General features: G+C 67.8%; 24 protein-coding genes and 1 pseudogene. 10 read left to right on the top strand and 15 right to left on the bottom strand.

The window, feature by feature from the left end:
• The first annotated feature begins 25 nt into the window (after positions 1 to 25).
• The 3 genes from UAA55_RS20460 to UAA55_RS20450 all read left to right on the top strand — a co-directional run bounded on the left by UAA55_RS20460 (position 26) and on the right by UAA55_RS20450 (position 3,546).
• Positions 26 to 1,060, top strand: a complete 1,035-nt coding sequence (locus tag UAA55_RS20460) for an aromatic ring-hydroxylating dioxygenase subunit alpha (protein ID WP_322955011.1) — start codon at positions 26 to 28, stop codon at positions 1,058 to 1,060.
• A 53-nt stretch (positions 1,061 to 1,113) separates the two neighbouring features.
• On the top strand, positions 1,114 to 2,919 hold the full coding sequence (locus tag UAA55_RS20455) for a M3 family oligoendopeptidase (RefSeq protein ID WP_322955009.1): 1,806 nt from the start codon (positions 1,114 to 1,116) through the stop codon (positions 2,917 to 2,919).
• Between the two features lie 78 nt (positions 2,920 to 2,997).
• On the top strand, positions 2,998 to 3,546 hold the full coding sequence (locus UAA55_RS20450) for a hypothetical protein (protein WP_322955008.1): 549 nt from the start codon (positions 2,998 to 3,000) through the stop codon (positions 3,544 to 3,546).
• Between the two features lie 83 nt (positions 3,547 to 3,629).
• Here UAA55_RS20450 and UAA55_RS20445 read toward each other — a convergent pair whose 3' ends face one another.
• The 8 genes from UAA55_RS20445 to UAA55_RS20410 all read right to left on the bottom strand — a co-directional run bounded on the left by UAA55_RS20445 (position 3,630) and on the right by UAA55_RS20410 (position 8,855).
• Positions 3,630 to 4,121, bottom strand: a complete 492-nt coding sequence (locus UAA55_RS20445) for a F0F1 ATP synthase subunit B family protein (protein WP_322955007.1) — start codon at positions 4,119 to 4,121, stop codon at positions 3,630 to 3,632.
• A complete protein-coding gene (locus UAA55_RS20440; RefSeq protein WP_322955005.1) occupies positions 4,121 to 4,774 on the bottom strand; it encodes a F0F1 ATP synthase subunit B family protein in 654 nt (217 codons plus the stop codon). The genes UAA55_RS20445 and UAA55_RS20440 overlap by 1 nt, the downstream gene beginning before the upstream one ends.
• Before the next feature lie 285 nt (positions 4,775 to 5,059).
• Positions 5,060 to 5,284 carry an ATP synthase subunit C family protein gene (locus tag UAA55_RS20435; protein ID WP_004273118.1) on the bottom strand — a complete coding sequence of 75 codons (225 nt, stop codon included), beginning with the start codon at positions 5,282 to 5,284 and terminating at the stop codon, positions 5,060 to 5,062.
• 69 nt (positions 5,285 to 5,353) lie between these two features.
• Positions 5,354 to 6,121, bottom strand: coding sequence for a F0F1 ATP synthase subunit A (locus UAA55_RS20430; RefSeq protein WP_322955003.1), 768 nt, complete (start codon positions 6,119 to 6,121; stop codon positions 5,354 to 5,356).
• On the bottom strand, positions 6,093 to 6,497 hold the full coding sequence (locus UAA55_RS20425; protein WP_322955002.1) for an AtpZ/AtpI family protein: 405 nt from the start codon (positions 6,495 to 6,497) through the stop codon (positions 6,093 to 6,095). Before UAA55_RS20425 ends, UAA55_RS20430 begins: the two co-directional genes overlap by 29 nt.
• Before the next feature lie 180 nt (positions 6,498 to 6,677).
• The gene (locus UAA55_RS20420; protein WP_322955001.1) at positions 6,678 to 7,196 is read right to left on the bottom strand and encodes a copper chaperone PCu(A)C; all 519 of its coding nucleotides are present in this window, start codon (positions 7,194 to 7,196) and stop codon (positions 6,678 to 6,680) included.
• Positions 7,197 to 7,280: 84 nt separating this feature from the next.
• Positions 7,281 to 7,949, bottom strand: coding sequence for an SCO family protein (locus UAA55_RS20415; protein WP_322954999.1), 669 nt, complete (start codon positions 7,947 to 7,949; stop codon positions 7,281 to 7,283).
• A gap of 138 nt (positions 7,950 to 8,087) precedes the next feature.
• Positions 8,088 to 8,855 carry a PhoH family protein gene (locus UAA55_RS20410; RefSeq protein ID WP_322954996.1) on the bottom strand — a complete coding sequence of 256 codons (768 nt, stop codon included), beginning with the start codon at positions 8,853 to 8,855 and terminating at the stop codon, positions 8,088 to 8,090.
• Between the two features lie 975 nt (positions 8,856 to 9,830).
• Between UAA55_RS20410 and UAA55_RS20405 the strand changes: the two are divergent.
• The 4 genes and pseudogenes from UAA55_RS20405 to minE form a co-directional block, all read left to right on the top strand.
• A pseudogene (locus tag UAA55_RS20405) lies at positions 9,831 to 10,016 on the top strand (septum site-determining protein MinC); the annotation flags it as partial.
• Between the two features lie 310 nt (positions 10,017 to 10,326).
• Positions 10,327 to 10,590: a septum site-determining protein MinC gene (minC, locus tag UAA55_RS20400; protein ID WP_322954995.1), complete on the top strand. Its 264-nt coding sequence runs from the start codon at positions 10,327 to 10,329 to the stop codon at positions 10,588 to 10,590.
• A gap of 47 nt (positions 10,591 to 10,637) precedes the next feature.
• Positions 10,638 to 11,453: a septum site-determining protein MinD gene (gene minD / locus UAA55_RS20395; RefSeq protein ID WP_088870968.1), complete on the top strand. Its 816-nt coding sequence runs from the start codon at positions 10,638 to 10,640 to the stop codon at positions 11,451 to 11,453.
• Positions 11,450 to 11,758: a cell division topological specificity factor MinE gene (gene minE / locus UAA55_RS20390; RefSeq protein ID WP_145735993.1), complete on the top strand. Its 309-nt coding sequence runs from the start codon at positions 11,450 to 11,452 to the stop codon at positions 11,756 to 11,758. The genes minD and minE overlap by 4 nt, the downstream gene beginning before the upstream one ends.
• 108 nt (positions 11,759 to 11,866) lie before the next feature.
• Here the strand turns inward: minE and UAA55_RS20385 are convergent, their stop codons facing one another.
• Positions 11,867 to 12,766: a hypothetical protein gene (locus tag UAA55_RS20385; RefSeq protein ID WP_322954991.1), complete on the bottom strand. Its 900-nt coding sequence runs from the start codon at positions 12,764 to 12,766 to the stop codon at positions 11,867 to 11,869.
• Positions 12,767 to 12,810: 44 nt separating this feature from the next.
• The gene (panB, locus tag UAA55_RS20380) at positions 12,811 to 13,641 is read right to left on the bottom strand and encodes a 3-methyl-2-oxobutanoate hydroxymethyltransferase (protein WP_322954990.1); all 831 of its coding nucleotides are present in this window, start codon (positions 13,639 to 13,641) and stop codon (positions 12,811 to 12,813) included.
• Between the two features lie 203 nt (positions 13,642 to 13,844).
• Here panB and UAA55_RS20375 point away from each other — a divergent pair, with 203 nt between their 5' ends.
• Positions 13,845 to 15,158 (top strand): Nramp family divalent metal transporter, encoded by a 1,314-nt coding sequence (locus UAA55_RS20375; protein ID WP_322954989.1) that lies wholly within the window; start codon positions 13,845 to 13,847, stop codon positions 15,156 to 15,158.
• 111 nt (positions 15,159 to 15,269) lie between these two features.
• Positions 15,270 to 15,587: a hypothetical protein gene (locus UAA55_RS20370; protein ID WP_322954988.1), complete on the top strand. Its 318-nt coding sequence runs from the start codon at positions 15,270 to 15,272 to the stop codon at positions 15,585 to 15,587.
• A gap of 45 nt (positions 15,588 to 15,632) precedes the next feature.
• Here the strand turns inward: UAA55_RS20370 and UAA55_RS20365 are convergent, their stop codons facing one another.
• The 4 genes from UAA55_RS20365 to UAA55_RS20350 form a co-directional block, all read right to left on the bottom strand.
• Positions 15,633 to 17,939, bottom strand: coding sequence for a tetratricopeptide repeat protein (locus UAA55_RS20365; protein WP_322954987.1), 2,307 nt, complete (start codon positions 17,937 to 17,939; stop codon positions 15,633 to 15,635).
• A 118-nt stretch (positions 17,940 to 18,057) separates the two neighbouring features.
• The gene (locus UAA55_RS20360; protein ID WP_145613829.1) at positions 18,058 to 19,023 is read right to left on the bottom strand and encodes a ribonucleotide-diphosphate reductase subunit beta; all 966 of its coding nucleotides are present in this window, start codon (positions 19,021 to 19,023) and stop codon (positions 18,058 to 18,060) included.
• Between the two features lie 58 nt (positions 19,024 to 19,081).
• Positions 19,082 to 19,504 carry an EF-hand domain-containing protein gene (locus UAA55_RS20355; RefSeq protein ID WP_322954986.1) on the bottom strand — a complete coding sequence of 141 codons (423 nt, stop codon included), beginning with the start codon at positions 19,502 to 19,504 and terminating at the stop codon, positions 19,082 to 19,084.
• A gap of 307 nt (positions 19,505 to 19,811) precedes the next feature.
• Positions 19,812 to 21,653 (bottom strand): ribonucleoside-diphosphate reductase subunit alpha, encoded by a 1,842-nt coding sequence (locus UAA55_RS20350; protein WP_322954985.1) that lies wholly within the window; start codon positions 21,651 to 21,653, stop codon positions 19,812 to 19,814.
• 325 nt (positions 21,654 to 21,978) lie between these two features.
• Here UAA55_RS20350 and UAA55_RS20345 point away from each other — a divergent pair, with 325 nt between their 5' ends.
• Complete coding sequence (locus tag UAA55_RS20345) at positions 21,979 to 23,301, top strand: CRTAC1 family protein (RefSeq protein ID WP_322954984.1); 1,323 nt, start codon at positions 21,979 to 21,981, stop codon at positions 23,299 to 23,301.
• A gap of 21 nt (positions 23,302 to 23,322) precedes the next feature.
• Here the strand turns inward: UAA55_RS20345 and UAA55_RS20340 are convergent, their stop codons facing one another.
• Positions 23,323 to 24,171: a hypothetical protein gene (locus tag UAA55_RS20340; protein WP_322954983.1), complete on the bottom strand. Its 849-nt coding sequence runs from the start codon at positions 24,169 to 24,171 to the stop codon at positions 23,323 to 23,325.
• Positions 24,172 to 24,221 lie beyond the last annotated feature (50 nt).

The raw sequence follows: 24,221 nt of genomic DNA, 5'->3' as shown, positions 1-24,221 counted from the left end.
TCCCCTCCCGACCTGGTGAGACGCCTTGGCCGAGCCGAACTTTTTCCTGAACGACATCTGGTACTACGCCATGCCCGGCCGCACCCTGGCCGTGGGCGCCATGCAGGCGCAGACGCTGCTGGGCCAGCCGGTGCTGTTCGGCCGCACCAAGGAGGGCGCCGTCTTCGCCCTGCGCGACATTTGCCCCCACCGCGGCATACCGTTGTCCTGCGGCCGGTTCGACGGCAAGGAGGTGGAGTGCTGCTATCACGGCTGGCGCTTCGACCGGGAAGGCAAGTGCACGGACATCCCCTCGCTGGTGGAGGGGCAGGACTTCGACCTGAACCGCATCCGCGTGCGCAACTACCCGGTGCGGGAGATCAGCGGCAACGTCTGGATCTGGATGGGCGCTGGGGAACCCGACCAGGAACCGCCGCAGCCGCCGGGCTTGCCCGCCGACAAGCAGCCGGACATGGTCATGTCCATGGACTTCCCCTGCCACCTGGACCACGCGGTGGTGGGCCTGATGGACCCGGCCCACGGCCCCTTCGTCCATCAGTCCTGGTTCTGGCGCTCCACCAAATCCATCCACGCCAAGGAGAAGGCCTTCGGCCCCGGCCCCTACGGCTTCGTCATGAAGAAGCACCGGCCGTCCAGCAACTCCCGCGCCTACACCATCCTGGGCGGCGTGCCGGAGACGGAGATCTCCTTCCGCCTGCCCGGCATCCGGACGGAAACCATCTCCACCGGCAAGCACACCGTTTGGAACCTCACGGCGGTGACGCCGGTGGATGAGGGCAACACCCGCATCACCAACCTATTTTACTGGACCCTGCCCTGGGCCAACCTGCTGAAGCCGGTGCTGCGCCCCATCGCGGAGCGTTTCCTGGGCCAGGACCGCGACGTGGTGGTGATGCAGCAGCAGGGCCTGCGCCACGACCCGACCCTGATGCTGATCAAGGACGCCGACACCCAGGCGCGCTGGTACTACCAACTGAAGAACGAGTTCCGCCGCGCCCGGGAGGAGAAGCGCCCCTTCGAAAATCCCGTGCGCGACACCGTCCTGCGCTGGCGCAGCTAAGGGATCGATCCGCTATAGTCATGTCCGAACCGCTCGCTGACGAGGGACCGGACATGACCGCGACCGCCGAAACCATCCCCGCCCTGGGCGCCCTGCCCAACTGGGACCTGTCCGATCTGTATGGCGGGCCCGACAGCCCGCGGCTGAAGGCGGATCTGGAGCGGGTGGAGCGCGAAGCCCAAGCCTTCCATAGCCGTTACTCGGGCAAGCTGCCCGGCCTGTCGGGCAAGGAGTTGGGCCAGGCCGTCGCCACGTATGAAGCGCTGGACGAGACGCTGACGCGGGTCATGAGCTACGCCGGGCTGCTGTACGCGGGCGACCAGAGCGATGGCGCCATCGCCCGTTTCTACCAATCCATGCAGGAGAAGGTGACCGCCGTCTCGGTCCACCTGTTGTTCTTCACGCTGGAGCTGAACCAGCTGCCCGACAAGGACATCGACGCCAAGCTGAAGGCGCCGGAGCTGCGGCGCTACGCCGCCTGGCTGCGCGACGTGCGCATTTTCCGCCCCCACCAGCTGTCGGATGAGCTGGAGCGCTTCCTGCATGAGAAGGCGGTGGTGGGCCGCAACGCCTGGACCCGCTTGTTCGATGAGACCACGGCCTCGTTACGGTTTCGAATCGAAGACCGAGACCTGACGTCGGCGGAGGCGCTGAACCTGCTGTCGGCGCCGGAGGTCGAGGTGCGCCGCGCGGCGGCCATTGAAATCGGCGCCGTGCTGGGCCGCAACATCAAGCTGTTCACCCTGATCACCAACACCCTGGCCAAGGACAAGGAGATCGAGGACAAGTGGCGCCGCTATGACCGGCCCTGGTCATCGCGCAACCTGTCCAACCGGGTGGAGGACGCGGTGGTGGAGGCGCTGGTGGGCGCCGTCAAGGACAGCTACCCCGGCCTGTCACACCGCTATTACAAACTGAAGGCCAAGTGGTTCGGCGGCGACACCCTGGACTACTGGGACCGCAACGCCCCCCTGCCCGACGTCGCGGAGCGCACCATCCCCTGGGAGGAGGCGCGGGAGATCGTGCTGTCCTCCTACGCGCGCTTCAGCCCCGACCTGGCCGGCGTGGGCCGCCGCTTCTTCGACAACGCCTGGATCGACGCCCCGGTGCGGCCGGGGAAGAACCCCGGCGCCTTCGCCCACCCCACCGTGCCCAGCGCCCACCCCTATCTGCTGGTCAACTACATGGGCAAGACCCGGGATGTCATGACCCTGGCCCATGAGCTGGGCCATGGCGTGCACCAGGTGCTGGCCGGCGGCCAGGGCCACCTGCAGTCCGACACGCCCCTGACCCTGGCGGAGACGGCCAGCGTGTTCGGGGAGATGCTGACCTTCCGGGGCCTGCTGGCCGCCGAGACCGACCCAGCCCGCCGCCGCGCCCTGCTGGCCGGCAAGGTGGAGGACATGCTGAACACCGTGGTGCGGCAGACGGCGTTCTATGATTTCGAGCGCCGCGTCCACAGCGAACGCCGCCAGGGCGAACTGTCGGAGCGGAGGCTGGGTGAAATCTGGCAGGCGGTTCAAACCGAAAGCCTGGGCCCCGCCCTGCAATTCGACGAAGGGTACGCGAGCTACTGGTCCTATATCCCCCACTTCATCCATTCACCCTTCTACGTCTACGCCTACGCCTTCGGCGACTGCCTGGTGAACAGCCTGTATGCCGCCTTCGAAGAGGCGGCCACCCACAATGGGTCCGAGGCTTTCGCCCGGCGTTATCTGGAGATGCTGGCGGCCGGCGGCACCAAGCGGCATAAGGAACTGCTGGCGCCCTTCGGCCTGGACGCCACCGACCCGGCCTTCTGGCACAAGGGCCTCGGCATGCTGAAGGGCTTCATCGATGAGCTGGAGGCGCTGGGCTGAGCGCCCGCCGGCTCATCCATTTCCGATTCGGGTCTTCCCGATCTTGGGGCATTCCTCCTGGTACGAAGAACAACAACCATGAACCATCGCATTTCCCGCCTGGGCGTTGGCCTGCTGGCGGCCCTGGCCTTCAGCGCCGTCGCGGGCACGGCGCTGGCGGCCACCCAACCCAAACACGAGGCGACCAAGAAGCCTCCGGCCAAAGCCAAGGACCTGAACGGCTGGGGCCAGGTCACCTGGGGCATGACCCACAAGCAGATCCTGGCCGCCTACCCCAAGGCGCGGGAGTTCGAAATGGGGAACGGCGCCCCCAAGGGGGGACAGGTTCGCTACCTGTTCGGCCTGGAAAGCGTGCGCTTGGGCGGCTGCGCCTATGCCGTAGACTTCGAGATGAAGAAAAACGCGCTGCGCCGCGTCACCCTCTATGGCCAGGAAGCGTCCAAGGACTGCGGCGACAGCGTCGACGCGCAACTGGTGAAGCAGCTGGGTGCCCCCGCCGGTCGCCAGAAGGACGCCGAGTTGGCCAGCGCCGAGTGGAAGGCTGGCCATACCAAGGTCACCCTGCGCCGGGGCATCGGCAAGGCCGCCCGCAAGGTGGCACCGGTGGTGGAGTATCAGCCGAAGTAGGGCCTTCGTCCCCCGCGCATAGCAAAAGGGCGGCCCGATGGGACCGCCCTTTTTCTACTCGGCTGCGCCTTCTGATCAGCGGATCAGTGCAGCTTGCCCGGCAACTCCTCGATGGCCGAGGCCACCATGGCGTCGCTGCGCGACTGGTCGATGGTCTGGGCCAGCAGCGTCTCGGTGGCGGCCAGGGCCACGTCGACGGCCAGGCTGCGCACCTGCTGCAGGGCGGCCGCTTCGGCCTGGGCGATCTTCTCCAGGGCCTGGGCCTCACGGCGCTTCAGGGTGGCCTCCAGGTCCGCTTCCGCGTGCTGGCGGATGCGGTCGGCCTCCTCACGGGCGGCGGCGATGATGGCGTCAGCCTCCTTCATCGCGTCGCGCTGCTTCTTCTGATAGGCGGTCAGGGCCGCCTCGGCGTCCTGGCGCAACTTCTGCGCGGTCTCGATCTCCAGGCGGATCTTCTCCGCCCGGGCGTCCAGGCTCTTGCCCAGGGCACCGAAACCACCCTTCCAGATCACCAGGGCGAAAAAGACGACGAAAGCGACGCCAACCCAGAAAGTGGGATTCTGCAGATCGAACATCACGCACGCTCCTTCAGGGCGGCATCCACGGCGCCATCGACGCCGGCCTGATCGGGCTCGACGCCCGCCAGCTTGGCGACGGCGGCGGTGGCGGCCTCGGCGGCCACGGCGCGGACATTGGCCAGCGCGGTCTGCTTCTGGCCCTCGATGCGGGCTTCGGCTTCCTTCTGCTTGGCGGCCAGGCCGGCGACGACATCGGCGGTGCGCTTGGCGGCCGCGGCATCGGCCGTGGCGGCGGTCTCGTTCAGCAGCTTGTGGGCGCCGGCGCGGGCCTCGGCCACCGCCTTCTCATAAGCGGCTACGATGGCATCGGTTTCGGCCTTCAACTGCATGGCCTTGTCCAAGTCGCCGGAAATCTTGGCCTCGCGGGCCTCCAGAACGGCGCCGACGCGCGGCAGGCCGACCTTGGCCACCAGCACGTAGAGCGTGCCGAAGGTGATGGCCAGCCAGAAAAGCTGAGACGGGAACGTCTTGGTGTTCAGCTGGGGCAGACCTTTTTCCTCATGCACGCCAGCTTCCTGCTCCACGCCATCCGTCGCGTGGGCGGTTTCCTCACCCGACTGCGCGAACGCCGGCGCGCCGCCCAGGGCCACCGTCAGGACGGCGGCGGCGGCAAGGCCCTTCAGCCACACCATGAGCCTTGGATTCACCATGAAGATCACCTTGATTGCGAGATCGCCCGGTTCTAGGGCTGGCGCCAAGGTCGCACCATGGGCGTGAAACCAATGGAATACCCAGCACCGGGCCATCGCCGGAAATCGGATCGGAACCTGTGGGTAGGTTTGACGAGACGGCGAACCGGGTAGCCCCGGATATGGGCTCAGGGACGGCGACCAGCATGATACCGGCCCCGCCCCTTCAACCTACTTCAAACGCAGGCGGCCTGCCCCCCATGGGACGGGCCGCTGCGGCCGTTCCATCAAGCCCAAGGTCAGGCTTTAGGCGAACAGGATCAGGAAGGCGATCAGCAGCGCGAACAGCGCCACGGCTTCGGTCAGCGCGAAGCCCAGAATGCCGATCGGGAACACGGAGGCGCGGGCGGCCGGGTTGCGGCCCACGGCGGCGATCAGGTTGGCGAAGACATTGCCGATGCCGATGCCGACACCAGCCAGGGCGAACATGGCCAGACCGGCGCCGATGAACTTAGCGGCTTGCGGATCCATTATAGACTTCCTCTGTGTGATGGAACGGTTGAAGGGTGAAGACGGGCTCTACCCACGGACGATGCGGGCTTAGTGCAGCTCGATGGCGTCGCGGATGTAGAGGCAGGTCAGGATGGTGAAGACGTAAGCCTGCAAGAAGGCCACCATGATCTCGAAGCCGATCAGGGCCACGTTGATCACCAGCGGCAGGACGCCAGCCAGCCAACCGACGGCGCCCAAGGCGCCGATCATGGTGATCGTGAAGCCGGCGAAGACCTTCAACATCGTGTGGCCCGCCATCATGTTGGCGAACAGTCGGATGGAGAGGCTGACCGGCCGGGTCAGGTAGGAGATGACCTCGATGGGGATCAGGATGGGCGCCAGCGCGATGGGCGCGCCCGAGGGGAAGAAGTAGCTGAAAAAGTGGAAGCCGTGGCGGATCAGCGCCAGCACGGTCACGAACACGAACACCAGGGCCGCCAGCGTGAAGGTCACGATGATGTGGCTGGTGAAGGTGAAGGTGCCGGGGATCATGCCGATCATGTTGCCGAACAGCACGAAGGCGAAGATCGAGAACACCAGCGGGAAGAAGGGACGCGCCTGGGCGCCGGCGTTGTCCCGCACCATGCCCGACACGAATTCGTAGAGCATCTCCGCCACCGACTGCAGCCGGCCGGGGACCAAGGCGCGCGACGCGGTGCCGGCGACCAGCAGGCCCGTGATGAGCACGGCCGCGACCACCATGTACAGGGAGGAGTTGGTGAAGGAGACGTCGTGCCCGGCGAGATGCAGAGGAACGATCTGCTCGATGCGAAACTGATGCAGCGGATCAGTGGCCACGATTCCCCTCACCTTCATCCTTGGCGGGGGTGGAGTTGGTTCCGCCCCCTGAGTTGGCGCCCGCATCCGGTCGCCGGTATCCCACCGCGTATCCCATGCCGTTGACGGCCCGGTACACATTCAACATCGCGGCAGCCGACCCCAGGACGAACATCACGATCAGTCCCCAGGGCGACGTGCCCAGCCAGCGATCGATGACCAAACCGCCACCGACGCCGACCACCATCGCCGCGACCAGTTCGGCGCCGATGCGAAACGCGATGCCCAGCCAACCGTTTCCCGCCTCATCCTTCCGCTGTGTGGGGGAGAAGGAGGAAGACTCGGCGCTTCGTCGCGCATCCCGCAAACGGGCCTCAAGCTCATCCAAGGAAGGCGGGGGTGTCTGGTCCGTCAAGGTCTAAACCCCTGGAGGTATGCCCCTTCCGCCGCAATGGAGTCGTCGCCATGCGAAAGCGGCGGCACCATACGGGGCGGCCCACCCCCTGTCAAGTCGCAAAAGCACTGGGCCAAGTATATGATTCTAAAGGACTATTTTAGTGCCCCGCGCGGCACGCGCAGGCGTGATGCCACAAGCTCAACCGCCGCCGCGCGCGCCACCCTGCGTAGCACCGCCACCCATGCCCGGCTCGGCGCCCGGCGCCAGCACCGCCGCCTCAACCGCAAGCGGCGCCGCGGCCTTGAAGCGCAGGGTCAAATGGACGCGCTGCCCCACCTGCAGCGGCTGGGTCAGGCCCATCAGCATGATATGCGGGCCCTCGGGCTTCAGCGTCACCGTGCCCCCCGCCGGCAGCGCGACGCCGTCGGCCAGCGGCCGCATGCGGGCGATGCCGTCCACCACCTCGGCCATATGGATCTGGGCCACCTTGCCGACGTCGGCCTCCACCCCCACCAGGCGGTCGGCCGGACCCTTGTTATGAAGGGTGACGAAGGCCACGCCGGCCTTGGCGCCCCGGATGGTGGGGCGCGACCAGGCCGCGGTGGCCTCGATGGCCGGCGCCGGCGCGGGGGACTCCTGCGCGGAGGCGGACGGGATGATCGTCAGCGGTGCGCCGGCGATCATCAGCGACGCGAGAAGGAAGCGGATGCGGACCATGGTTTGCCCCTCGTGAGGATGCGACGTCCCCCTCTGCCCGAACGGGGCCGGATGCCGCAATTGGACAGAAGCGCCCAGCGCCCCCTATCTCGCCGCGCCCTTGGCCATGGCCTCGCGGATGCCCTTCACCATGTCCTCGGCCGTGGTGCCACGGGCGAAGATGGTGGCCAGGCGGTTGTCCGGATCCATCAGGTAGACGTAGGTGGAATGGTCCATCAGGTAGTTTTCCGGGTCGTCGCCAGCCACCTTGGCGGCATAGACCCGCCAGGCGCGCGTGGCGGCCGACACCTGGGCCGCCGTGCCGGTCAGGCCCACCAGGCGGGGATGGAACTGGGCGACATAGTCCGACAGCTGCTGCGGCGTGTCGCGGCCGGGATCGACGCTGACGAAGATGGGCTGCACCTTGTCGCCCTCGGCCCCCAGCTGGTCCATGGCCTGGGCCATGACCTGCAACTCGGTGGGACAGATGTCGGGGCAAAAGGTGTAGCCGAAGAACATGAGGCGCCACGAGCCGGCGTAGCTTTTCTCCGTCACCGCCTTGCCCGACTGGTCCACCAGGGTGAAGGGCCCGCCCACCGCCACGCCCGGGACGATCTGCCCGCCACCGCCCGACGCCGGGGCGGCGCCGGTGCTGCTGGCGCTGGAGGCGGGACGCGAGGACGGGGGCGCCCCCAGCCACCAGGCCACCAGGGCCGCGAAGGCGAGCGCCGGCACCAGGGTGACCAGCAGGCGGATCAGACGTTTCTTGGCCATGGGATGTGCGGCGCCCGTGCGGCGGAAAGGGATCCCCTTCACCCTAGCGCGCCCTGGCCCTGAAAACAAAGGCGGGCGGCACCCACCGGCACCGCCCGCCCCTGCTTCTAAAGTCTAGGCCGGCTCCGAAGACAGGCGTCAGAGCACGGTCAGCATGCTGGCCACCAGCGGATGGCGCACGATGTCGCGGTCGTTCAGGCGGACGACGGCGATGCCCTCCACCGCCTCCAGCCGGCGGGCGATGTCGGCTAGGCCGGACAGGCCGTTCAGCAAGTCGGACTGGTCCGGGTCGCCGGTCAGCACCATGGTGGAATGCCAGCCCAGGCGGGTCAGCAGCATCTTGATCTGGCCGTAGGTGCAGTTCTGCGCCTCGTCGATCACCACGAAGGCGTTGTTCAGGGTGCGGCCGCGCATGAAGCCCACCGGCGCGATCTCGATGGTGCCTTCCGCCATCAGGGTGCGCAGGCGCTTGCCGCCGAGGCGGTCGTTCAGCGCGTCATAGAGCGGGCGCAGGAAGGGGGCCATCTTCTCCCCCACGTCGCCCGGCAGATAGCCGATGCTCTCACCCGCCTCGATGGCCGGGCGGGACAGGATGATGCGGTCGACCCGGCCGGCCTCCAGCGCCTCCACGGCGCTGGAGATCGCGAGATAGGTCTTGCCCGTGCCCGCCGGCCCGAGGGCAAGCGCCAGGTTGTGGGTCGCGATCGCCTCCATCAGCACCTTCTGATTGGGGCTTTGCGGCTTGACCTTGCGCACATAGCTCTGATCCCGCCGCTCCTCGATGGGGTCCCAGCCGCCGCTGGCGGGGCCGTTGGCCGGCCGGGCGGGCATCGCATCGGGGAAAAGCGGGCGCACCTTGTCGGAGCTGGAGCCGCCGGAAGTCACCTTCACTGGACGCTTGGCCATATCTGTCTCCTCAGTCACACCGAATTGCGCCGCGGGAACGCCCGCGGCCTGGTTACTAGGCAGGCAGGAACCGCGTGCCGGGCGACCCCGGGGGTTGGGACCCCGGGCGCCGGAGACCGGGCACGAAAAAACCGCATCCCCAGGTCAGCGGGGTATGCGGTTTGAAGAGGGCCATCGTGAGGCGCCGAACCGGAGGATCCGCGTCCCCCTGCGGGGGCGGACGCGGCGGTGCGGCGGGACGATGGCGGCCGATCGCAGGTCGATTGCGGGAAGAGCGACGGCGGCGGGATCAACGGGGGGAGGCCATCCCCCCGGCGGGCACACGACAGCAAAGGCAGCGGCGCACAGTTCGACAATACCCCGACCCGTCATTCTTGAGTGACGACCCTGGTATGCATCTTACCGCAGGTGCGAGCATCTGTCAGCAAGCCATGGGGCATACATCAAAGATTCACACCCTATATCTGGTGCCCCCGGGACGGAGAGGGTAGAGCCCGAGTCGAATGGCGATGGCACATGCGAACGGATGCCGAGTCGCCCCCGACCCGCCCATTCGGGATAGGGGGCGCCGGAAACGACCCGGGTGGCGGTTCGCGGAGCCACGGCGAAAACGCCCCCGCGATTCAAGCCGCTGCCCCTGTCCGCGCCGCCCCCGCCCGACGCGGGCCCACCCCGAAGGTGCACTAAGACTCAATAAATATTGTGTGGGCTGGCGCTTTCCGCTCAAAATATGGATCTGAGGTTTCCCTTGACGCCTGCGCCCATCTGGTCTTGAAACGCGCCTTCGATGGGTTCGGCCTGGGGCGCCGTCCCGCCTTTTCCGGGCGAGGACGTGCCGTCGCATTTCGAGGACCCTCTGCCCCCTGCGGGCGAATACGGAAAGGCCCCGCCCCGGCTGGGGTCGACGGGTTGTTTCGGTCATGCGCGGGCGGGTGACGGTCAGGCAGATTAGGGATTGAGGGGTCAAGGGCGAGAATGAGCAACCAGGTGGCATTCCGGGACGCGCCGTTCCAACTGCGCGGCAGCAACTTCACCATGATGGTGCTGAAGGTCTCGGACCCGCATGCCCAGAACTTCTTCTTCGCCCTGTCGGACAAGGTGCGTCAGGCGCCCAATTTTTTCCGCAATGCGCCGGTAGTGCTGGACTTGGACGATCTTCCCCCGGGGCAAGGCTTTGATTTCGAGAATTTCTGCGACCTGCTGCGCACGCTGGGCCTGATCGCCGTGGGCCTGCAGGGCGGCACCCGTGAACAGCAGGAGGCGGCGCTGGCCGTGGGCTTGGCCGTGTTCCCGCAGGGACGCGCCACGGCGGACAACCCGCCGGCGCCTCGGCCCACGGTGGCCGACGCCCCCGCGCCCGTCGCCACCAGCCCAGCGCCCGCGCACGACCTGCCCTATCAGAAGGCCACCCTGCTGGTGCGGGAGAACGTGCCGGTCCGGCCGCCAGCTGTATGCCCAAGGCGGCGACCTTGTGGTCATCGGGTCGGTGTCGCCGGGCGCCGAACTGGTGGCCGACGGCAACATCCATGTCTACGGCGCGCTGCGTGGCCGCGCGCTGGCGGGCATGGCGGGCGACCGCAACGCCCGCATCTTCTGCCAAAGCCTGGAGGCGGAGATGGTCTCCATCGCCGGGCTGTACCGGGTGAGCGAGGATCTGGAGAAATCCGTCCTGCGCCGCCAGGTCCAGATTTACCTGGACCAGGGTTTCCTGCACATCGATCCGGTCACCGTCTGACGCACGGCCGGTTTTCCCAGTAACCTTCTTTTCCAAGGGAGACGTTCTTGGCCAAGATCATCGTCATGACATCGGGCAAGGGCGGCGTCGGCAAGACCACCTCATCCGCCGCCTTCGGCACCGGCCTGGCCTTGCGGGGGTTCAAGACCTGCATCATCGATTTCGACGTGGGCCTGCGCAACCTGGACCTGATCATGGGGTGCGAGCGCCGCGTGGTGTTCGACTTCATCAACGTCATCAATGGCGAGGCGCGCCTCAGCCAGGCGTTGATCAAGGACAAGCGGGTGGAGAACCTGTACATCCTCCCCACCTCGCAGACCCGCGACAAGGACGCGCTGACCGAGCAGGGCGTCGAGAAGATCTTGAACGAGCTCAAGAAAGAGTTCGACTACATCATTTGCGACAGCCCGGCCGGCATCGAGCGCGGCGCCCTGATGGCGCTGTATTTCGCCGACCACGCCATCATCGTCACCAACCCCGAGGTCTCCTCGGTGCGCGACAGCGACCGCATCCTGGGCGTCATCCAGGCCAAGTCGCGCCGCGCCGAGAAGGGCGAGGCCCCGGTGCAGGAGCACCTGCTGGTCACCCGCTACGACCCGGAGCGGGTGGAAAAGGGTGAGATGCTGAAGGTCGAGGACGTGCTGGAGATCCTGGCCATCCCGCTGCTGGGCATCATCCCGGAAAGCCCCGCCGTGCTGCGCGCCAGCAACGTCGGCATGCCTGTGGTGCTGGACGACAAGTCCAACGCCGGCCAGGCCTATTCCGACGCCGTCGGCCGCTTCCTGGGTGAGAAGATCGAGCACCGCTTCGTCAAAGTGGAGAAGAAGGGCTTCTTCGACCGGCTGCTGCGGAGGACCGCATGAGCATCTTCGATTTCTTCCGCACGCCCAAGAAGGCGTCCGCGGCCGACCAGGCCAAGGAACGCCTGCAGATCGTCCTGGCCCATGAGCGGGCCGGCCGCGACAGCCCCGATTTCCTGCCCCAGCTGCAGAAAGAGCTGCTGGATGTCATCAAGAAGTACGTCTCCATCGACGATGACAAGGTGGCGGTGAAGCTGGACCGGGCCAGCGGCTATTCCACGCTGGAGGTCAACGTGGAATTGCCCGCCCCCGCCAAAGGGGCGGCCCGCGCCGCCGCGGGCAAGGTCGCCGCCGCCGGAAACGCGTGAATCTTTTCAGTTCCCCAGGTCAGTTCGCGGGGCGCCGTGAAAGGAACGAAACGCTGATAGGGCTCAGTTCGGCAAAGGCCGGTTCGGTTGGGGCCGGCCTTTGTCGTTTCAGGCGGCGTCCGCCCGTGTCGTCTGCTGGCGCAGCTTGACGGCCAGCGCCGTGGCCTGGACGTCGTCGAAACCGTCCAGCGCCTCCAGCACCGTCTCGCGCAGGTCGGTGTGGCGGGCGGCGCGGCGCAGGGCCACAAGGCTGTCGGCATCCACGCCGACGTGGTCCATGACCGAGGCCAGGGCCGCCACCGTCTCCCGCGTCGGCGCCGCCGTCACCAGCTGCGCCAGGTCGGCGCGGACGGTGGGACGGCCCAGCCGGCCCAGGGCGCAAACGGCGCCGGTGGCCACCGCCCGGTCGGGATCGGCGCGCAGCCTTTCCAGCGCGTCGATGACGGGGAATTCCGCCTGCCGCACGCAACGACAGGCCGCCGCCCGCGCGGCGGCGTCAGCCGTGCCCAGCAGGCGCAACAGCGCCTTGCGGTCCAGCGCCACCTCCAGCCGCACGGCGGCGCCCAGCGCCGCCACCTCCACCGGGCCGGCCAGACCCACCCCGCCCAGCAGGCCGGCCACGATGGCCGTGGCCTGCGGGCCACCGATGGCGGCCAGCGCCTCGAGCACCGCCACCGGCTCCCGCCCGCTGAGTCCGTAGCCAGCCAGGCGCTTCAGGCGCAGTCCCAGCAGGGGCACGGCGCCGGCCAACCGGCGGCGCCCAACCTCCGCGATCAGGGGCAAGGCCTTGCTGAGCGGCGCGTCGGGCAAGCGGGCCAGCAGGCCCGCGTCGTCCAGGTCGGCCGGCGCCGGCTCGACCGGCGGGCGGGGCCGCAGGGGCGTGGGCGGGTTGACGGCGACGGTGACCGGCGCCCCGAACAAATCCATCTGGTTCTGCGGGCCCTGGTCCCCCGCCTTGGCCTTGCGTGCCTTGCCCACCATGGCTTCCTCATGTCCGGAATGGAACATGATAAGAACATATGAGGGTACAAATGGCAACATCCCTGCTGGGATCAGGCTTTCGGCCGCTTCTCGGCGAAGATGTGCTCGGGCCCGGGGAAGCGCCGGGCCCGAACGTCCTCGGCATAGGCCTGGGCGGCGGCGCCCACCTGGACGGCCAGGTCGGCGTAGCGCTTGACGAACTTGGGCGTGAAGTCGGCGAACAGGCCCAGCATGTCATCCGACACCAGCACCTGGCCGTCGCAGGCTACGCTGGCCCCAATGCCGATGGTGACCACGGGCACTAGGTCCGTCACCTGGCGGGCCAGCGGCTCCACCACCCCTTCGATCACCAGGGAGAAGGCGCCGGCCTCGGCCACGGCCCGGGCGTCGCCCAGGATCTTGGCCTGCTCCGCCTCTCCCCGCCCACGGGCGCGATAGCCGCCCAGCACGTTCACGGCCTGCGGCGTCAGGCCGACATGGCCCATGACGGGAATGCCCCGGCGCACCAGGAAGTCGATGGTGGGCGCCATTTCCTCCCCGCCCTCCAGCTTCACGGCGGTGGCGCCGGTTTCGGCCAAGATGCGGGCGGCGACGCGGAAGGCCTGTTCCGGGCTTGCCTGATAGCTGCCGAAGGGCAGGTCCACCACCACGGCGGCGTGATTGGAGCCGCGCACCACGGCGGCGCCATGGGCCACCATCATGTCGACCGTGACGCCCAAGGTGCTGGGCAGGCCGTACAGCACCATGCCCAGGCTGTCGCCCACCAGCAGCACGTCGCAGTGCGGGTCCAGCAGGCCGGCCATGGGGGCGGTATAGGCCGTCAAGCACACCACCGGGGTAGCCCCTTTGCGGGCGGAAATGTCAGGCACGCTCAGGCGTTTGACGGCAGTGGTGGCGCTCATCCCGGTACCGACCCTTGAGGGAAAGGACGTTTTGCGCCGCATCCCTACACCAAAGCGGCGCGCGGCGCCAATGAATGGCGACGCGTCGCACCCGGCGCATCACTCCCGCCCTCGTTCCGGCACCAGAACTTCGCTATGTTAATCTTTTGGCCCGTCGAGCGACGCCGGGCCATGACCAGAGCCAGGACCAGAGAAGGCGGCGCATGCAGTCGGCGGTGGACGCGAGCAAGGAGAGATGGCCAAGCCCCTCGGCGGAGCCCACGGCCAGCGTGCCCGTCGATGGCGGTTTCTGGCGCAAGCTGCTGGCCTTTTCCGGCCCCGGCTATCTGGTGGCCGTGGGCTATATGGACCCCGGCAACTGGGCGACCGACATCGCCGGCGGTTCCCGCTTCGGTTACGCGCTGCTGTCCGTGGTGCTGCTGTCCAGCCTGATGGCCATGCTGCTGCAGGCCCTGTCGGTGCGCCTGGGCATCGCCAGCGGCCGCGATCTGGCGCAGCTATGCCGGGAGCGGTACGGTCCCCGCACCGCCGCCGTGCTGTGGATACTGTGCGAGATCGCCATCATCGCCTGCGACATCGCGGAGGTCATCGGCTCCGCCATCGCGCTGAAACTGCTGTTCGGCCTGCCGCTGATCGTGGGCGCCCTCATCACCGCCTTCGACAGCCTGCTGATCCTGGCCCTGCAGAACCGGGGCGTGCGCCGGCTGGAGGCCTTCATCCTGGGCCTGATCACCCTGATCGGCCTTTGCTTCTTGGCGGAGGTGGCGTTGAGCCGGCCCGGTGTCGGCGCCGTGCTGGCGGGTTTCGTGCCCACCGTCGATCTGCTCAGCGACCCAGCCAAACTGTATGTGGCGGTGGGCATCCTGGGCGCCACCGTCATGCCCCACAACCTCTACCTCCACTCCGCCGTGGTGCGCACCCGCGCTTTCCCACGGGACGAAGCGGGCCGGCGCGAGGCCATCCGTTTCGCCACGCTGGACAGCACGGTGGCCCTGTTCATCGCCTTCTTCATCAACGCCGGCATCCTGATCCTGGCGGCCGCCGCCTTCCACGGCCAGGCGCTGGTGGAGGATATCGAGGAGGCCTATCGCCTGCTGGCCCCCATGCTGGGCGCTCCCCTAGCCAGCCTGCTGTTCGCCGTCGCGTTGCTGGCGGCGGGCCAGAACTCCACCGTCACCGCCACCCTGGCCGGCCAGGTGGTGATGGAGGGCTTCGTCACCCTGCGGCTGAAGCCGGTGTGGCGCCGGCTGATCACCCGCCTGCTGGCGCTGGTGCCCACCCTGCTGGTGCTGGCCGTCGCCGGCGATGCCGCCGCCACCACGCTGCTGATCTTCACCCAGGTGGTGCTGAGCCTGCAGCTGCCCTTCGCCGTCATTCCCCTGGTCCGCTTCTGCGGCGACCGGGGCGTCATGGGGCGCCTGGCGGCCCCCCGCTGGCTGCTGGCCCCCGCCTGGGCGGTGGCCGGCATCATCCTGATTCTGAATGGCGTGTTGATCGCCCAGACGGTGACCGGATAATCCGGCGCCGTTCACAACCAACGCAAACACTCTCGCGTAGTTGTCCGAAATGCCGGCCCTTGGTACTGACGGTGGTCTGAATTGGCCACAAGATCGCGTATCGGGGATACCATGAAGAAGAAAATCGCGCTGGCGCTCTTGGCGATCGCCCTTCCAACCCAGGCATGGGCTTGGGACTTCGTTGGCATCGGACACATCACGTCCATCTATATGGCCAACGCCTCCAACAGCTACGGCATGATCATCAATTTGGACGCCAAGGTGCAAAACTGCCCCAACGGCATTTATCTCAGCCGCACCGATGCCAATTACACCTTGTACTCGTCGGCCTTGTTGTCCGGCTATCTGTCCGGAAAAGTCGTCACCTTGTTCGGCGGCATCGATAGCGTTGGCTGCCGTATCGTTGACATGTCCCTGTCCAACACCTGACGGCGGAGGCTCCCTAGCCTCATACCAAGGGCGGTGGTTGCAGAATCAGACTCCGAACAGGCGACGGAACGCCTGCTGCCGCGACGCCGGCACGCTGTGCCGGGCGGCCAGCTCGGCCAGCGCCGCCGCCATGGCCGCCATCGGGCCGGACCAGTCATTCATGCGCGTCTGGCGGAACAGCCGGGCGGTGGGGTACCAGGGACTGTCCGTCCGGTCGCGCATCCATCGCCAATCCGGCCGGTTGGAGATGAGCAGCCACACCGGCTTGCCCAGGGCGCCCGCCAGATGGGCGACCGACGTGTCGACGGCGACCACCAGGTCCAAGTTGGCGATGACCGCCGCGGTCTCACTGTAATCGGTCAGGTGGGCGGACAGGTCCTTCACCCGCCCGGCCGGCATCTGCCCCACGTCGCCCGCGCGGGGCCCCACCTGCAGGCTGTACCAGCGTACGCCCGGCACCGTCCACAGCGGGTTCAGCGCCGCCAGCTGGTGGATGGACCGGTGGCGGTCGCCCTTATGGCCGGGATTGCCGGACCAGACCAGCCCCACCCGCAGGCCGGGCGACGATAGGCCGGCGCCGCCGTCCTCCGCCGCGAACCAGGCGCGCCAGCGAGCCAGGGCCGCTGCCGGAGGCGTCATGTAGGGCGTCGCCGCCGGCACGGTCGCCAGCGTCGTGCCCAGCATGTGGGGCAGGCTGAGCAAGGGGGCGTGGACGTCACAGGTCGCCGGCACTTCATCATCCACCAGCAGCCCGTCGACACCCGGCACGCTGGACACCAGTTCCGCCAGGCCGCGCGGCGTGCGCAGCACGATGCGGGCCGGGGGACCCGAGCGACCCGGCCCACCCCACCAGCGCCGGTCGGCATAGCGGCTGAACTGGATCAGATCGCCCATGCCCTGCTCGGTGTGCAGCGTCAGGGTGCGCCCGGTGAGGTCCTCGCCCCGCTGCCAGGCCCGTTCCGGCATCACGTCCCACAGCCGGGTCTCGTGCCCCTCCCGCAGGCGCCACTCATATTCCGCCCAGCCCTCCTCCAGTTGGCCCATCTGCAGGCAGGCCATGCCCAGGTTGACGTGGGCGGTGACGAAATCGGGCTTGCGCGCGATGGCCCGCCGCAACGAAACCTGGGCGTCCGCCACGCGGCCGGCGTCCAGCAGCACCACGCCCAGCGTATTGTGCAGGTCGGCGTTGTCGGGGGCCACGGACAAGCCGCGCACCGCCGCGGCGATAGCTTCGCCGCTGCGGTCCAGCCCATGCAGGGCGGCGGCCATCACACCCAGCGCCAGCTCGCTGCCCGGCTGCAGCTCCAGCGCCTGCCGGGCGGTGTCCAGCGCTTCCTCCAGGCGGTTCTGGCCCTGCAGGGCCACCGCCAGGCAGACCCGGGCATCGACGGACCGCGGGTCGCGGGCCAGCGCCTGACGCCCCAGCGCCTCCACCTCGTCCCAGCGCTGCCGTTCCACCAGACAGCCCGACAGGGCGTGGATGGCGTCGGACAGGCCGCCGTCCAAGGCCAAGGCCTGCCGGAGGGACCCGATGGCGGCCTCCAGCTCCTTCAGGTCGCGCAGGGCCACGCCCAGGCAAGCGTGGGCCAGCGCCATGTCCGGCCGCAGGGCGAGGGCCCGCCGCGCCATGTCCGCCGCCTCCGCCGACGCGCCGCTGGCCTGCAACGCCATGCTGAGGTTGCACCAGTGCCCGGCGTCATCCGGCGCCAGCTCCACCGCCCGACGATAGGCGGCGACGGCGTCCCCCAGGCGGCCAAGGCTCCGCAGGGCGTTCCCCAGGTTGCCCTGCGCGTCGGCATAGTCGGGCCAAAGGCCCAGGGCCTGGGCATAGGCGTCCAGCGCCGCCTGCGCGCGGCCCGCCGCGAAGTGGTCGTTGCCGGTGGTGTTCAGCTCCACCGCTTTGTCCCGCTGTCCGGCCCGCTGGCCGTTCTCCCGCTGGCCGTCCGCCGCCGGCTGGACCTGCCGCAGCTCCAGCGCCCGTTGGTGGGCCGCCATCGCCTCGGCCCGCCGGCCCGCGTCGATCAGGGCGTTGCCCAGGTTCACGAACAACTGGGCGTTGTGGGGCTGGACGGCAATGGCTGCGCAATAAGCCTCGATGGCCTCGACCACCTGGCCCTGGCGCTGCAGGGCGACGCCCAGATTGGCCAGGGCCGGCCCGAAATCCGCCCGCACGGCCAGGCCCCGACGGAAGGCGTCCACCGCCGCCTCGGCATAGCCCAGCTGCAGCAGCGCCACACCCAGGTGGGTCCAGGCGGCCACGTCGCCCGGTGCCGTCGTCACGACCGCGTTATAGTGGGCCGCCGCCTCGGTCCACCGGCCGTCCAGCATCAATTTTTGGCCGTCGTCACTCACGCCCCGCCCCGCTTCTCTCAAGCCGTCCTCACTGGGCGGCATCCTAAAACGAAAAAGGGCGCCGATGTCACACCGGCGCCTTCTTACCCCCGAATGAGCCGCGCCCGTACCGGGGCGGTCAGTCGAACGCCTCGTCCCAGCTGCCGCCGGTGGCGGCCTTGCTGTATTCCGTGGCGCGGTTCTCGAAGAAATTGGCGTGTTCCACCCCGTTCAGCATGACATCCATCCACGGCAGCGGATTCTTTTCCACGCGGTAGATGGGCTGCAGCTCCAGCTGCACCAGCCGGCGGTCGGCGATCCAACGGATGTACTGCTTGACGTCCTCGGCCGTCAGGCCCTGCACGCCACCCATCTCGAACGCCAGGTCGATGAAGGCGTCCTCATGCGCCACGATGGTGGAGCAGGCGACGTAGAGCTCCTTCTGGAACGCCTCCGTCCAGATCTCCGGGTTCTCGGCCACGAAGGTGCGGAACAGGCGGATGGCGGACTGGGTGTGCAGCGTCTCGTCGCGCACCGACCAGGTCACGATCTGCCCCATGCCCTTCATCTTGTTGAAGCGCGGGAAGTTCATGAGGATGGCGAAGGAGGCGAACAGCTGCAGGCCTTCGGTGAAAGCGCCGAACACCGCCAGGGTCTTGGCGATGTTGGCGGGGTTGTCCACCGTGAATTCCTGCATGTAGTCGTACTTGTCCTTCATCTCCTTGTAGTGGAGGAAGGCGGAGTACTCGACCTCGGGCATGCCGATGGTGTCCAGCAGGTGGCTGTAGGCCGCGATGTGGATGGTCTCGATGTTGGAGAAGGCCGAGAGCATCATCTGCACTTCGGTCGGCTGGAACACCGCCGCGTACTTCTTCATATAGCAGTTGTTCACCTCGACATCGGCCTGGGTGAAGAATCGGAAGATCTGGGTCAGCAGGTTGCGCTCGCCGTCCGACAGCTTCTGGCGCCAATCCTTCACGTCGTCGGCCAGCGGCACCTCCTCCGGCATCCAGTGCAGGCGCTGCTGCGTCAGCCAGGCCTCATAGGCCCACGGATAGCGGAAGGGCTTGTAGACAGGGTTCGGGGTCAGAAGCTGGCTGGGCACGGGCGAAATCCGTTCGTCTAAACGTCGTTGGTGAAAAGAATCTGCAAGAGCGGAAAGCTCAGAACCAACCTGACGACTTCGTCAGCGCCTCGAAGGGCGCCATCATCGCCGCCAGGAACTCATCGGCGGTCACCTTGCCGTCGTGGTCGGCGTCCCACTTGTCGAACTTGCGCAGCGACTGGGCGCGCAATTCCTCGCGGGTCACCCGGAAATCGCTATCGGTGTCGGCCGACATCACCGGGTCCAGGCCCACCTGCAGGCGCACCCGGGATCCCTGGTAACTGGCCCCGTTCGGCAGCGCCTCCACCGAATCCGGCTGCACCGCGCGCTCCTGGGCGCCCAACAGCGGCGTCACCGGATGCGGTTGCGGCCGGAAAGGCTGGGTCAGGCGGTACTTCTCCAACTCGGCCGAGGTGATGCTGCCATCGTGGTCCAGGTCGAACAGGTCGAAACTGCCGGTCCGCGTCGGCGATGACCTCATCCCGGGTCAGCACGCCATCGTGGTTGGCGTCCGTCTGGTGGAACCAGAGCATCAGCACCGCCTTGTACTGAAGCTGGCTGCCCGAGGGCGGTCCCAATATCTGCCCCGACGGGCTGACCGGCACCAGTTGCAGGTAGGGGTTCACAGGCAGGTCATGCCCCCCGCATCCCGCCAGGCCGAACCCCAGGGCGCCCGCCAAGGCCACCCTGGCCAGTGCCTTCACAACCCGCATGCGACTTCCCCGCCAGCATCAATGGACCGATCCAGGAAGACCGGCCCCTGGAGCCATCGATCGTGGATCAACGGCTCACTGGCAAGCCAGGCATTCCTCATAGTTGTTGGTTTCCACGGCCGCCGGGGCGCTGGCTTTCGCTTCCGTCTTCTTGGCCACGACGGCGCCGATGTCGGCCTCCGCCCGCTGGATGGACATGGAGCGGAGATAGTAGAGGCTCTTCACGCCCTTCTTCCAGGCCTGGAAGTGGATCTGGTGCAGGTCGCGCTTATGCACGTCGGCCGGCAGGAAGATGTTCAGGCTCTGCGACTGGCAGATGAACGGCGTGCGGTCGGCCGCATGCTCGATCAGCCAGCGCTGGTCCAGTTCGAACGCCGTCTTGAAGACATCACGCTCCAGGTCCGACAGGAAGTCCAGGTGCTGGACGGAACCGCCGTTCAGGGTGATGGACGACCAGGTGTCCTCGTCATTGCGGCCGTAGGTCGCCAGCACCTGCTCAAGGTACTTGTTACGCACCGAGAACGACCCGGACAAGGTCTTGTGGTTGAAGGCGTTGGCCGCCGCCGGCTCGATGCCCGGCGAGGCGCCGCCGCAGATGATAGAGATGCTGGCGGTGGGCGCGATGGCGATCTTGTTGGAGAAGCGCTCCTCCGAGCCGTAGTCGGCGGCGTCCGGGCAGGCGCCGCGCTCGCGGCCCAGCTTCAGCGAGGCCTCGTCGGCCTGCCGCTTGATGTGGGCGAACATGCGCTTGTTCCACACCTTGGCCATCACGCCCTCGATGGGCAGGCCCTGGCTCTGCAGGAAGCTGTGGAAGCCCATGACGCCCAGGCCCACCGAGCGTTCGCGCATGGCGGAATAGCGGGCGCGCTCCATGTCGTCCGGCGCCTTCTCGATGAAGTCGCTCATGACGTTGTCGAGGAAGCGCAGGGTATCCTCGATGAAGGTGGGATGGTCCTGCCACTCCAGGAAATATTCCAGGTTCAGGGACGACAGGCAGCAGACGGCCGTGCGCTCCTTGCCCAGCTGGTCCAGCCCGGTGGGCAGCGTGATCTCGCTGCACAGGTTGGACATCTTCACCGACAGGCCGGCCAGCTTGTGGTGTTCCGGCATGGCGCGGTTCACATGGTCGATGAACAGCAGGTAGGGCTCACCCGTCTCGATGCGGGCGGTCAGGATGCGGATCCACAAGCTGCGCGCGGAGATGCGGCGGATGACGGAGCCGTCCTTGGGACTGGTCAGCGCCCACTCGTCATCGGCCTCGACCGCGCGCATGAAGGCGTCGGGGATGACCACGCCGTGGTGCAGGTTCAGCGCCTTGCGGTTCGGGTCGCCGCCGGTGGGGCGGCGCATCTCGATGAATTCCTCGATCTCGGGATGGGAGACCGGCAGGTAGGTCGCGGCGGAACCACGGCGCAGGCTGCCCTGGCTGATGGCCAGGGTCAGGCTGTCCATCACGCGGATGAAGGGCACGACGCCGGAGGTCTTGCCGTTGCCGCCGACCTTCTCGCCGATGGAGCGCAGGTTGCCCCAGTAGCTGCCGATGCCGCCGCCGCGCGAGGCCAGCCACACGTTCTCGTTCCAGAGGTCGACGATGCCCTTCAGGCTGTCGTTGCACTCGTTGAGGAAGCAGCTGATGGGCAGGCCGCGCGAGGTGCCGCCGTTGGACAGCACCGGCGTGGCCGGCATGAACCACAGTTTGGAGATATAGTCGTACAGCCGCTGGGCGTGGGCCGCGTCGTCGGCGTAGTAGCTGGCCACGCGCGCGAACAGATCCTGGAAGCTTTCACCGGGCAGCAGGTAGCGATCGGTCAAGGTGGCCTTGCCGAACGCCGTCAGCAGATCGTCCCGGGAATGATCCACAACGACCGCCGGACGGTTAGCAACTTGAATCCTGCCGAAAACGTCTCCGTCCCGCATGACTTATCCCCAGGCTGTGTATGAATTGCGCTGTGGATAACCGAGGACCGGACACCACATCTAGCGGCAACGAGGGCTGATCCTACCAAATCGTGACAGGACGCCAATGGATTTTTTGTACCTCCGAAGGGCATTTTTCCATTGCGTCCGAAAAGCCCAGGCATCCTGCGGCCAGCATGGGGTATCCTGCCCGCCAGCCATGGTTAATGACGGTGCGGAACCTGCCTGAAAGGGGCCGCCCGATGCCCTGGAGGGTCGCCTGATGTTCATCGCGTGCTCCAACCTCATCGTTCCTAACCCCCCTATATCTTGTGCCGGCATAGCGGTGGGGGACATAGATGGTGATGGACGCTTCGATTTCGTCGTCACCTGCGCCGATGCGCCCAACCGGGTGCTAAGCTGGGATGGCGGCGCCTTGGTGGAGCATCCGGCGGGGCCCCTGGCCGATGCCAGGGCGTGCGCCCGGGCGGCCTTGTTCGCCGACATGGACGGCGATGGCCGCGAAGAGCTCTACATATTGAACGAACCCGTCGCGGCGGGCGCCGTGCCCACGCCCGACCGGTTGTTCGCCTGCTTCGGCAACCGCTGGGTCGACCTGGCGTCCCTGCCGGAAAACTTCGCCGCCGCCAACCGCGCCGCCGGGACGGCGCTGGCCTGCCTGGACCGCCACGGCACGGGCCGCTACAGCATCGTGGTCGGCGGCCAGGGGGTGCCCTTGCAGCTGTTCGAGCTGGACCGCCGCGGCCGCCTGCACGAGGTGGCGGAGGAGGCCGGCCTGGACATCGAGGCCGACGCCCGCCTGCTGCTGGGGTCCTGCCTCACCGGCTCCCTGCCCGACCTGTTCGTCGGTTGCGCCAACGGCCCCAACCTGCTGTTCCGCAACCTGGGCGGCGGCCAGTACGAGGAGATCGCGGACGAGGTGGGGCTGGACGACCCCGTCGCCGACGCCAGCGCCGCCACCATCCTGGACGCCGACGGCGACGGGCTGGTCGATCTGCTGCTGGGCAACCTTCAGGGGCCGCAACGCCTGTTCCAACATCGCGCCGGCGGCGGCTTCGTCGATGTGACGCCGGCGGAGATGGCGCAGCCGGGTCCCGTGGGCGCCGTCATCGCCGCCGACTTCGACAATGACGGCTATGAGGAGCTGTTCTTCAACATGCACGGCCAGCCCAACCGCCTGTTCGCCTGGCGGGAGGACCGCTGGGTGTCCATCGACGTGGGCGACGCCGCCGAGCCGGAGGGGCTGGGCACGGCCGCCGTGGTGGCCGACATCGACGGCGACGGCCAGCTGGAGCTGCTGCTGGGCCACGGCGACGGTGAGGCCCAGCCCCTGTCGCTGTTCCTAGCCTCCCCCACCGGGAACAACTGGCTGCGCGTCCTGCCGCTGACGGCGGGCGGCGCGCCCGCGCGTGGCGCCACCGTCTGCCTGACCGCCGGCGGCCGACGCCAGCTGCGCAGCATCACCAGCGGATCCGGCGGCCCCTACCAGCGCGAACCCGTGGCCCATTTCGGCCTGGGTGAACTGACGCTGGTCGACCTGCTGGAAATCACCTGGCCCGACGGCGCCACCCTGCGGGTGGAACGGCCCGACCTCTGTCGCCTGATGGTGGTCCATCATCCCAGCCTGGGCCAGCAACCGACGTGCTGAACCCCGGGGGCGGAACCGCCATCAAGACGGCGCCGCGACCGGCGCCTGGCGGCGGGTGCGGCCCAGGGTCAGGCCATAGAAGCGGGCCAGCATGACGGCATAGGCGCCCCAGCCCACGCCATAGAGGCCAACGCTGACGGCATAGCTGGCGGCGATCTCCACCGGATCGGTCAGCCGGCTGAACAACGGCGTGATGAACGAGGGCAACACCGTCAGCAGGCTGAGCGCCGTCAGCCGCGCGGACAGGCCCCGCGTGGCGATCCAGCCCAGGCGGAAGGACGCGGCGCCGCCCACGGCCACGGGCACCACCCCCACCATCAGGCGGCCGAAGATGCCCATCATGATCAGCACCAGTGGCAGGGCCACCAGCACGAACAGGCCGCCCGCCACCAATTCCGGCATCTCCATGTCCAGCGCCACCAGGGCGCCATCCATCAAGCGCAGGGAAGGCAGCAGGAAGAGCCCCACCGGCAAGGCGCTGACCATGGCCGCCAGCACCCAGCCCAGATAGGTCAATTCCCGCCGGCCCAGGCTGGGGCTGAGGAAGCCCACCCCGTCATCGGCCTGCAGCACCCAGCGCGCCCACCACACCTGCATGCGGATGAAGAACCAGGCGTTGAAGATCATGGGGATGAGATGGAAGGGCAGAACCTCGTTCTCCCACGCGTCTTCCAGCGCGGGATCCACCGGCCGGGGATGGGTCAGCGCCAGAACGATATAGAGGGCCATCATCACCAGGGCCGGCATGCCGGCGAAACGCACAGTACGCCCGGGATCGGACAGGACCTCGCGGAACGCGGCCGCCGCCTCATGCCAGACCATCGGCTTGCGCCGCACATCCTCCATAACCACCCAACCCTCGACTACCATCCCGCCGTCCCGGAGAATGCCGGATCGTGTCGGCCGTGGCGAAGCGTTAT

Origin of the sequence: Nitrospirillum guanabarense, from assembly GCF_034653355.1 — a bacterium.
Taxonomy (GTDB): domain Bacteria; phylum Pseudomonadota; class Alphaproteobacteria; order Azospirillales; family Azospirillaceae; genus Nitrospirillum.
The sequence above is the reverse complement of the archived record's forward strand: the minus strand, read 5'-3'. Positions and strand labels throughout refer to the sequence as shown.

What these genes read in the sequence shown, in the direction of transcription:
- UAA55_RS20430 (WP_322955003.1), bottom strand. Translation starts at nt 6,121, where the DNA reads ATGAAGGTGAGGGGAATCGTGGCCACTGATCCGCTGCATCAGTTTCGC.
- UAA55_RS20375 (WP_322954989.1), top strand. Translation starts at nt 13,845, where the DNA reads ATGCAGTCGGCGGTGGACGCGAGCAAGGAGAGATGGCCAAGCCCCTCG.
- minE (WP_145735993.1), top strand. Translation starts at nt 11,450, where the DNA reads ATGAGCATCTTCGATTTCTTCCGCACGCCCAAGAAGGCGTCCGCGGCC.
- UAA55_RS20410 (WP_322954996.1), bottom strand. Translation starts at nt 8,855, where the DNA reads ATGGCCAAGCGTCCAGTGAAGGTGACTTCCGGCGGCTCCAGCTCCGAC.
- panB (WP_322954990.1), bottom strand. Translation starts at nt 13,641, where the DNA reads ATGAGCGCCACCACTGCCGTCAAACGCCTGAGCGTGCCTGACATTTCC.
- UAA55_RS20385 (WP_322954991.1), bottom strand. Translation starts at nt 12,766, where the DNA reads ATGTTCCATTCCGGACATGAGGAAGCCATGGTGGGCAAGGCACGCAAG.
- UAA55_RS20350 (WP_322954985.1), bottom strand. Translation starts at nt 21,653, where the DNA reads ATGCGGGACGGAGACGTTTTCGGCAGGATTCAAGTTGCTAACCGTCCG.
- UAA55_RS20415 (WP_322954999.1), bottom strand. Translation starts at nt 7,949, where the DNA reads ATGGCCAAGAAACGTCTGATCCGCCTGCTGGTCACCCTGGTGCCGGCG.
- UAA55_RS20370 (WP_322954988.1), top strand. Translation starts at nt 15,270, where the DNA reads ATGAAGAAGAAAATCGCGCTGGCGCTCTTGGCGATCGCCCTTCCAACC.
- UAA55_RS20355 (WP_322954986.1), bottom strand. Translation starts at nt 19,504, where the DNA reads ATGAGGTCATCGCCGACGCGGACCGGCAGTTTCGACCTGTTCGACCTG.
- UAA55_RS20450 (WP_322955008.1), top strand. Translation starts at nt 2,998, where the DNA reads ATGAACCATCGCATTTCCCGCCTGGGCGTTGGCCTGCTGGCGGCCCTG.
- UAA55_RS20445 (WP_322955007.1), bottom strand. Translation starts at nt 4,121, where the DNA reads ATGTTCGATCTGCAGAATCCCACTTTCTGGGTTGGCGTCGCTTTCGTC.
- UAA55_RS20455 (WP_322955009.1), top strand. Translation starts at nt 1,114, where the DNA reads ATGACCGCGACCGCCGAAACCATCCCCGCCCTGGGCGCCCTGCCCAAC.
- UAA55_RS20340 (WP_322954983.1), bottom strand. Translation starts at nt 24,171, where the DNA reads ATGGTAGTCGAGGGTTGGGTGGTTATGGAGGATGTGCGGCGCAAGCCG.
- UAA55_RS20420 (WP_322955001.1), bottom strand. Translation starts at nt 7,196, where the DNA reads ATGGTCCGCATCCGCTTCCTTCTCGCGTCGCTGATGATCGCCGGCGCA.
- UAA55_RS20435 (WP_004273118.1), bottom strand. Translation starts at nt 5,284, where the DNA reads ATGGATCCGCAAGCCGCTAAGTTCATCGGCGCCGGTCTGGCCATGTTC.
- UAA55_RS20440 (WP_322955005.1), bottom strand. Translation starts at nt 4,774, where the DNA reads ATGGTGAATCCAAGGCTCATGGTGTGGCTGAAGGGCCTTGCCGCCGCC.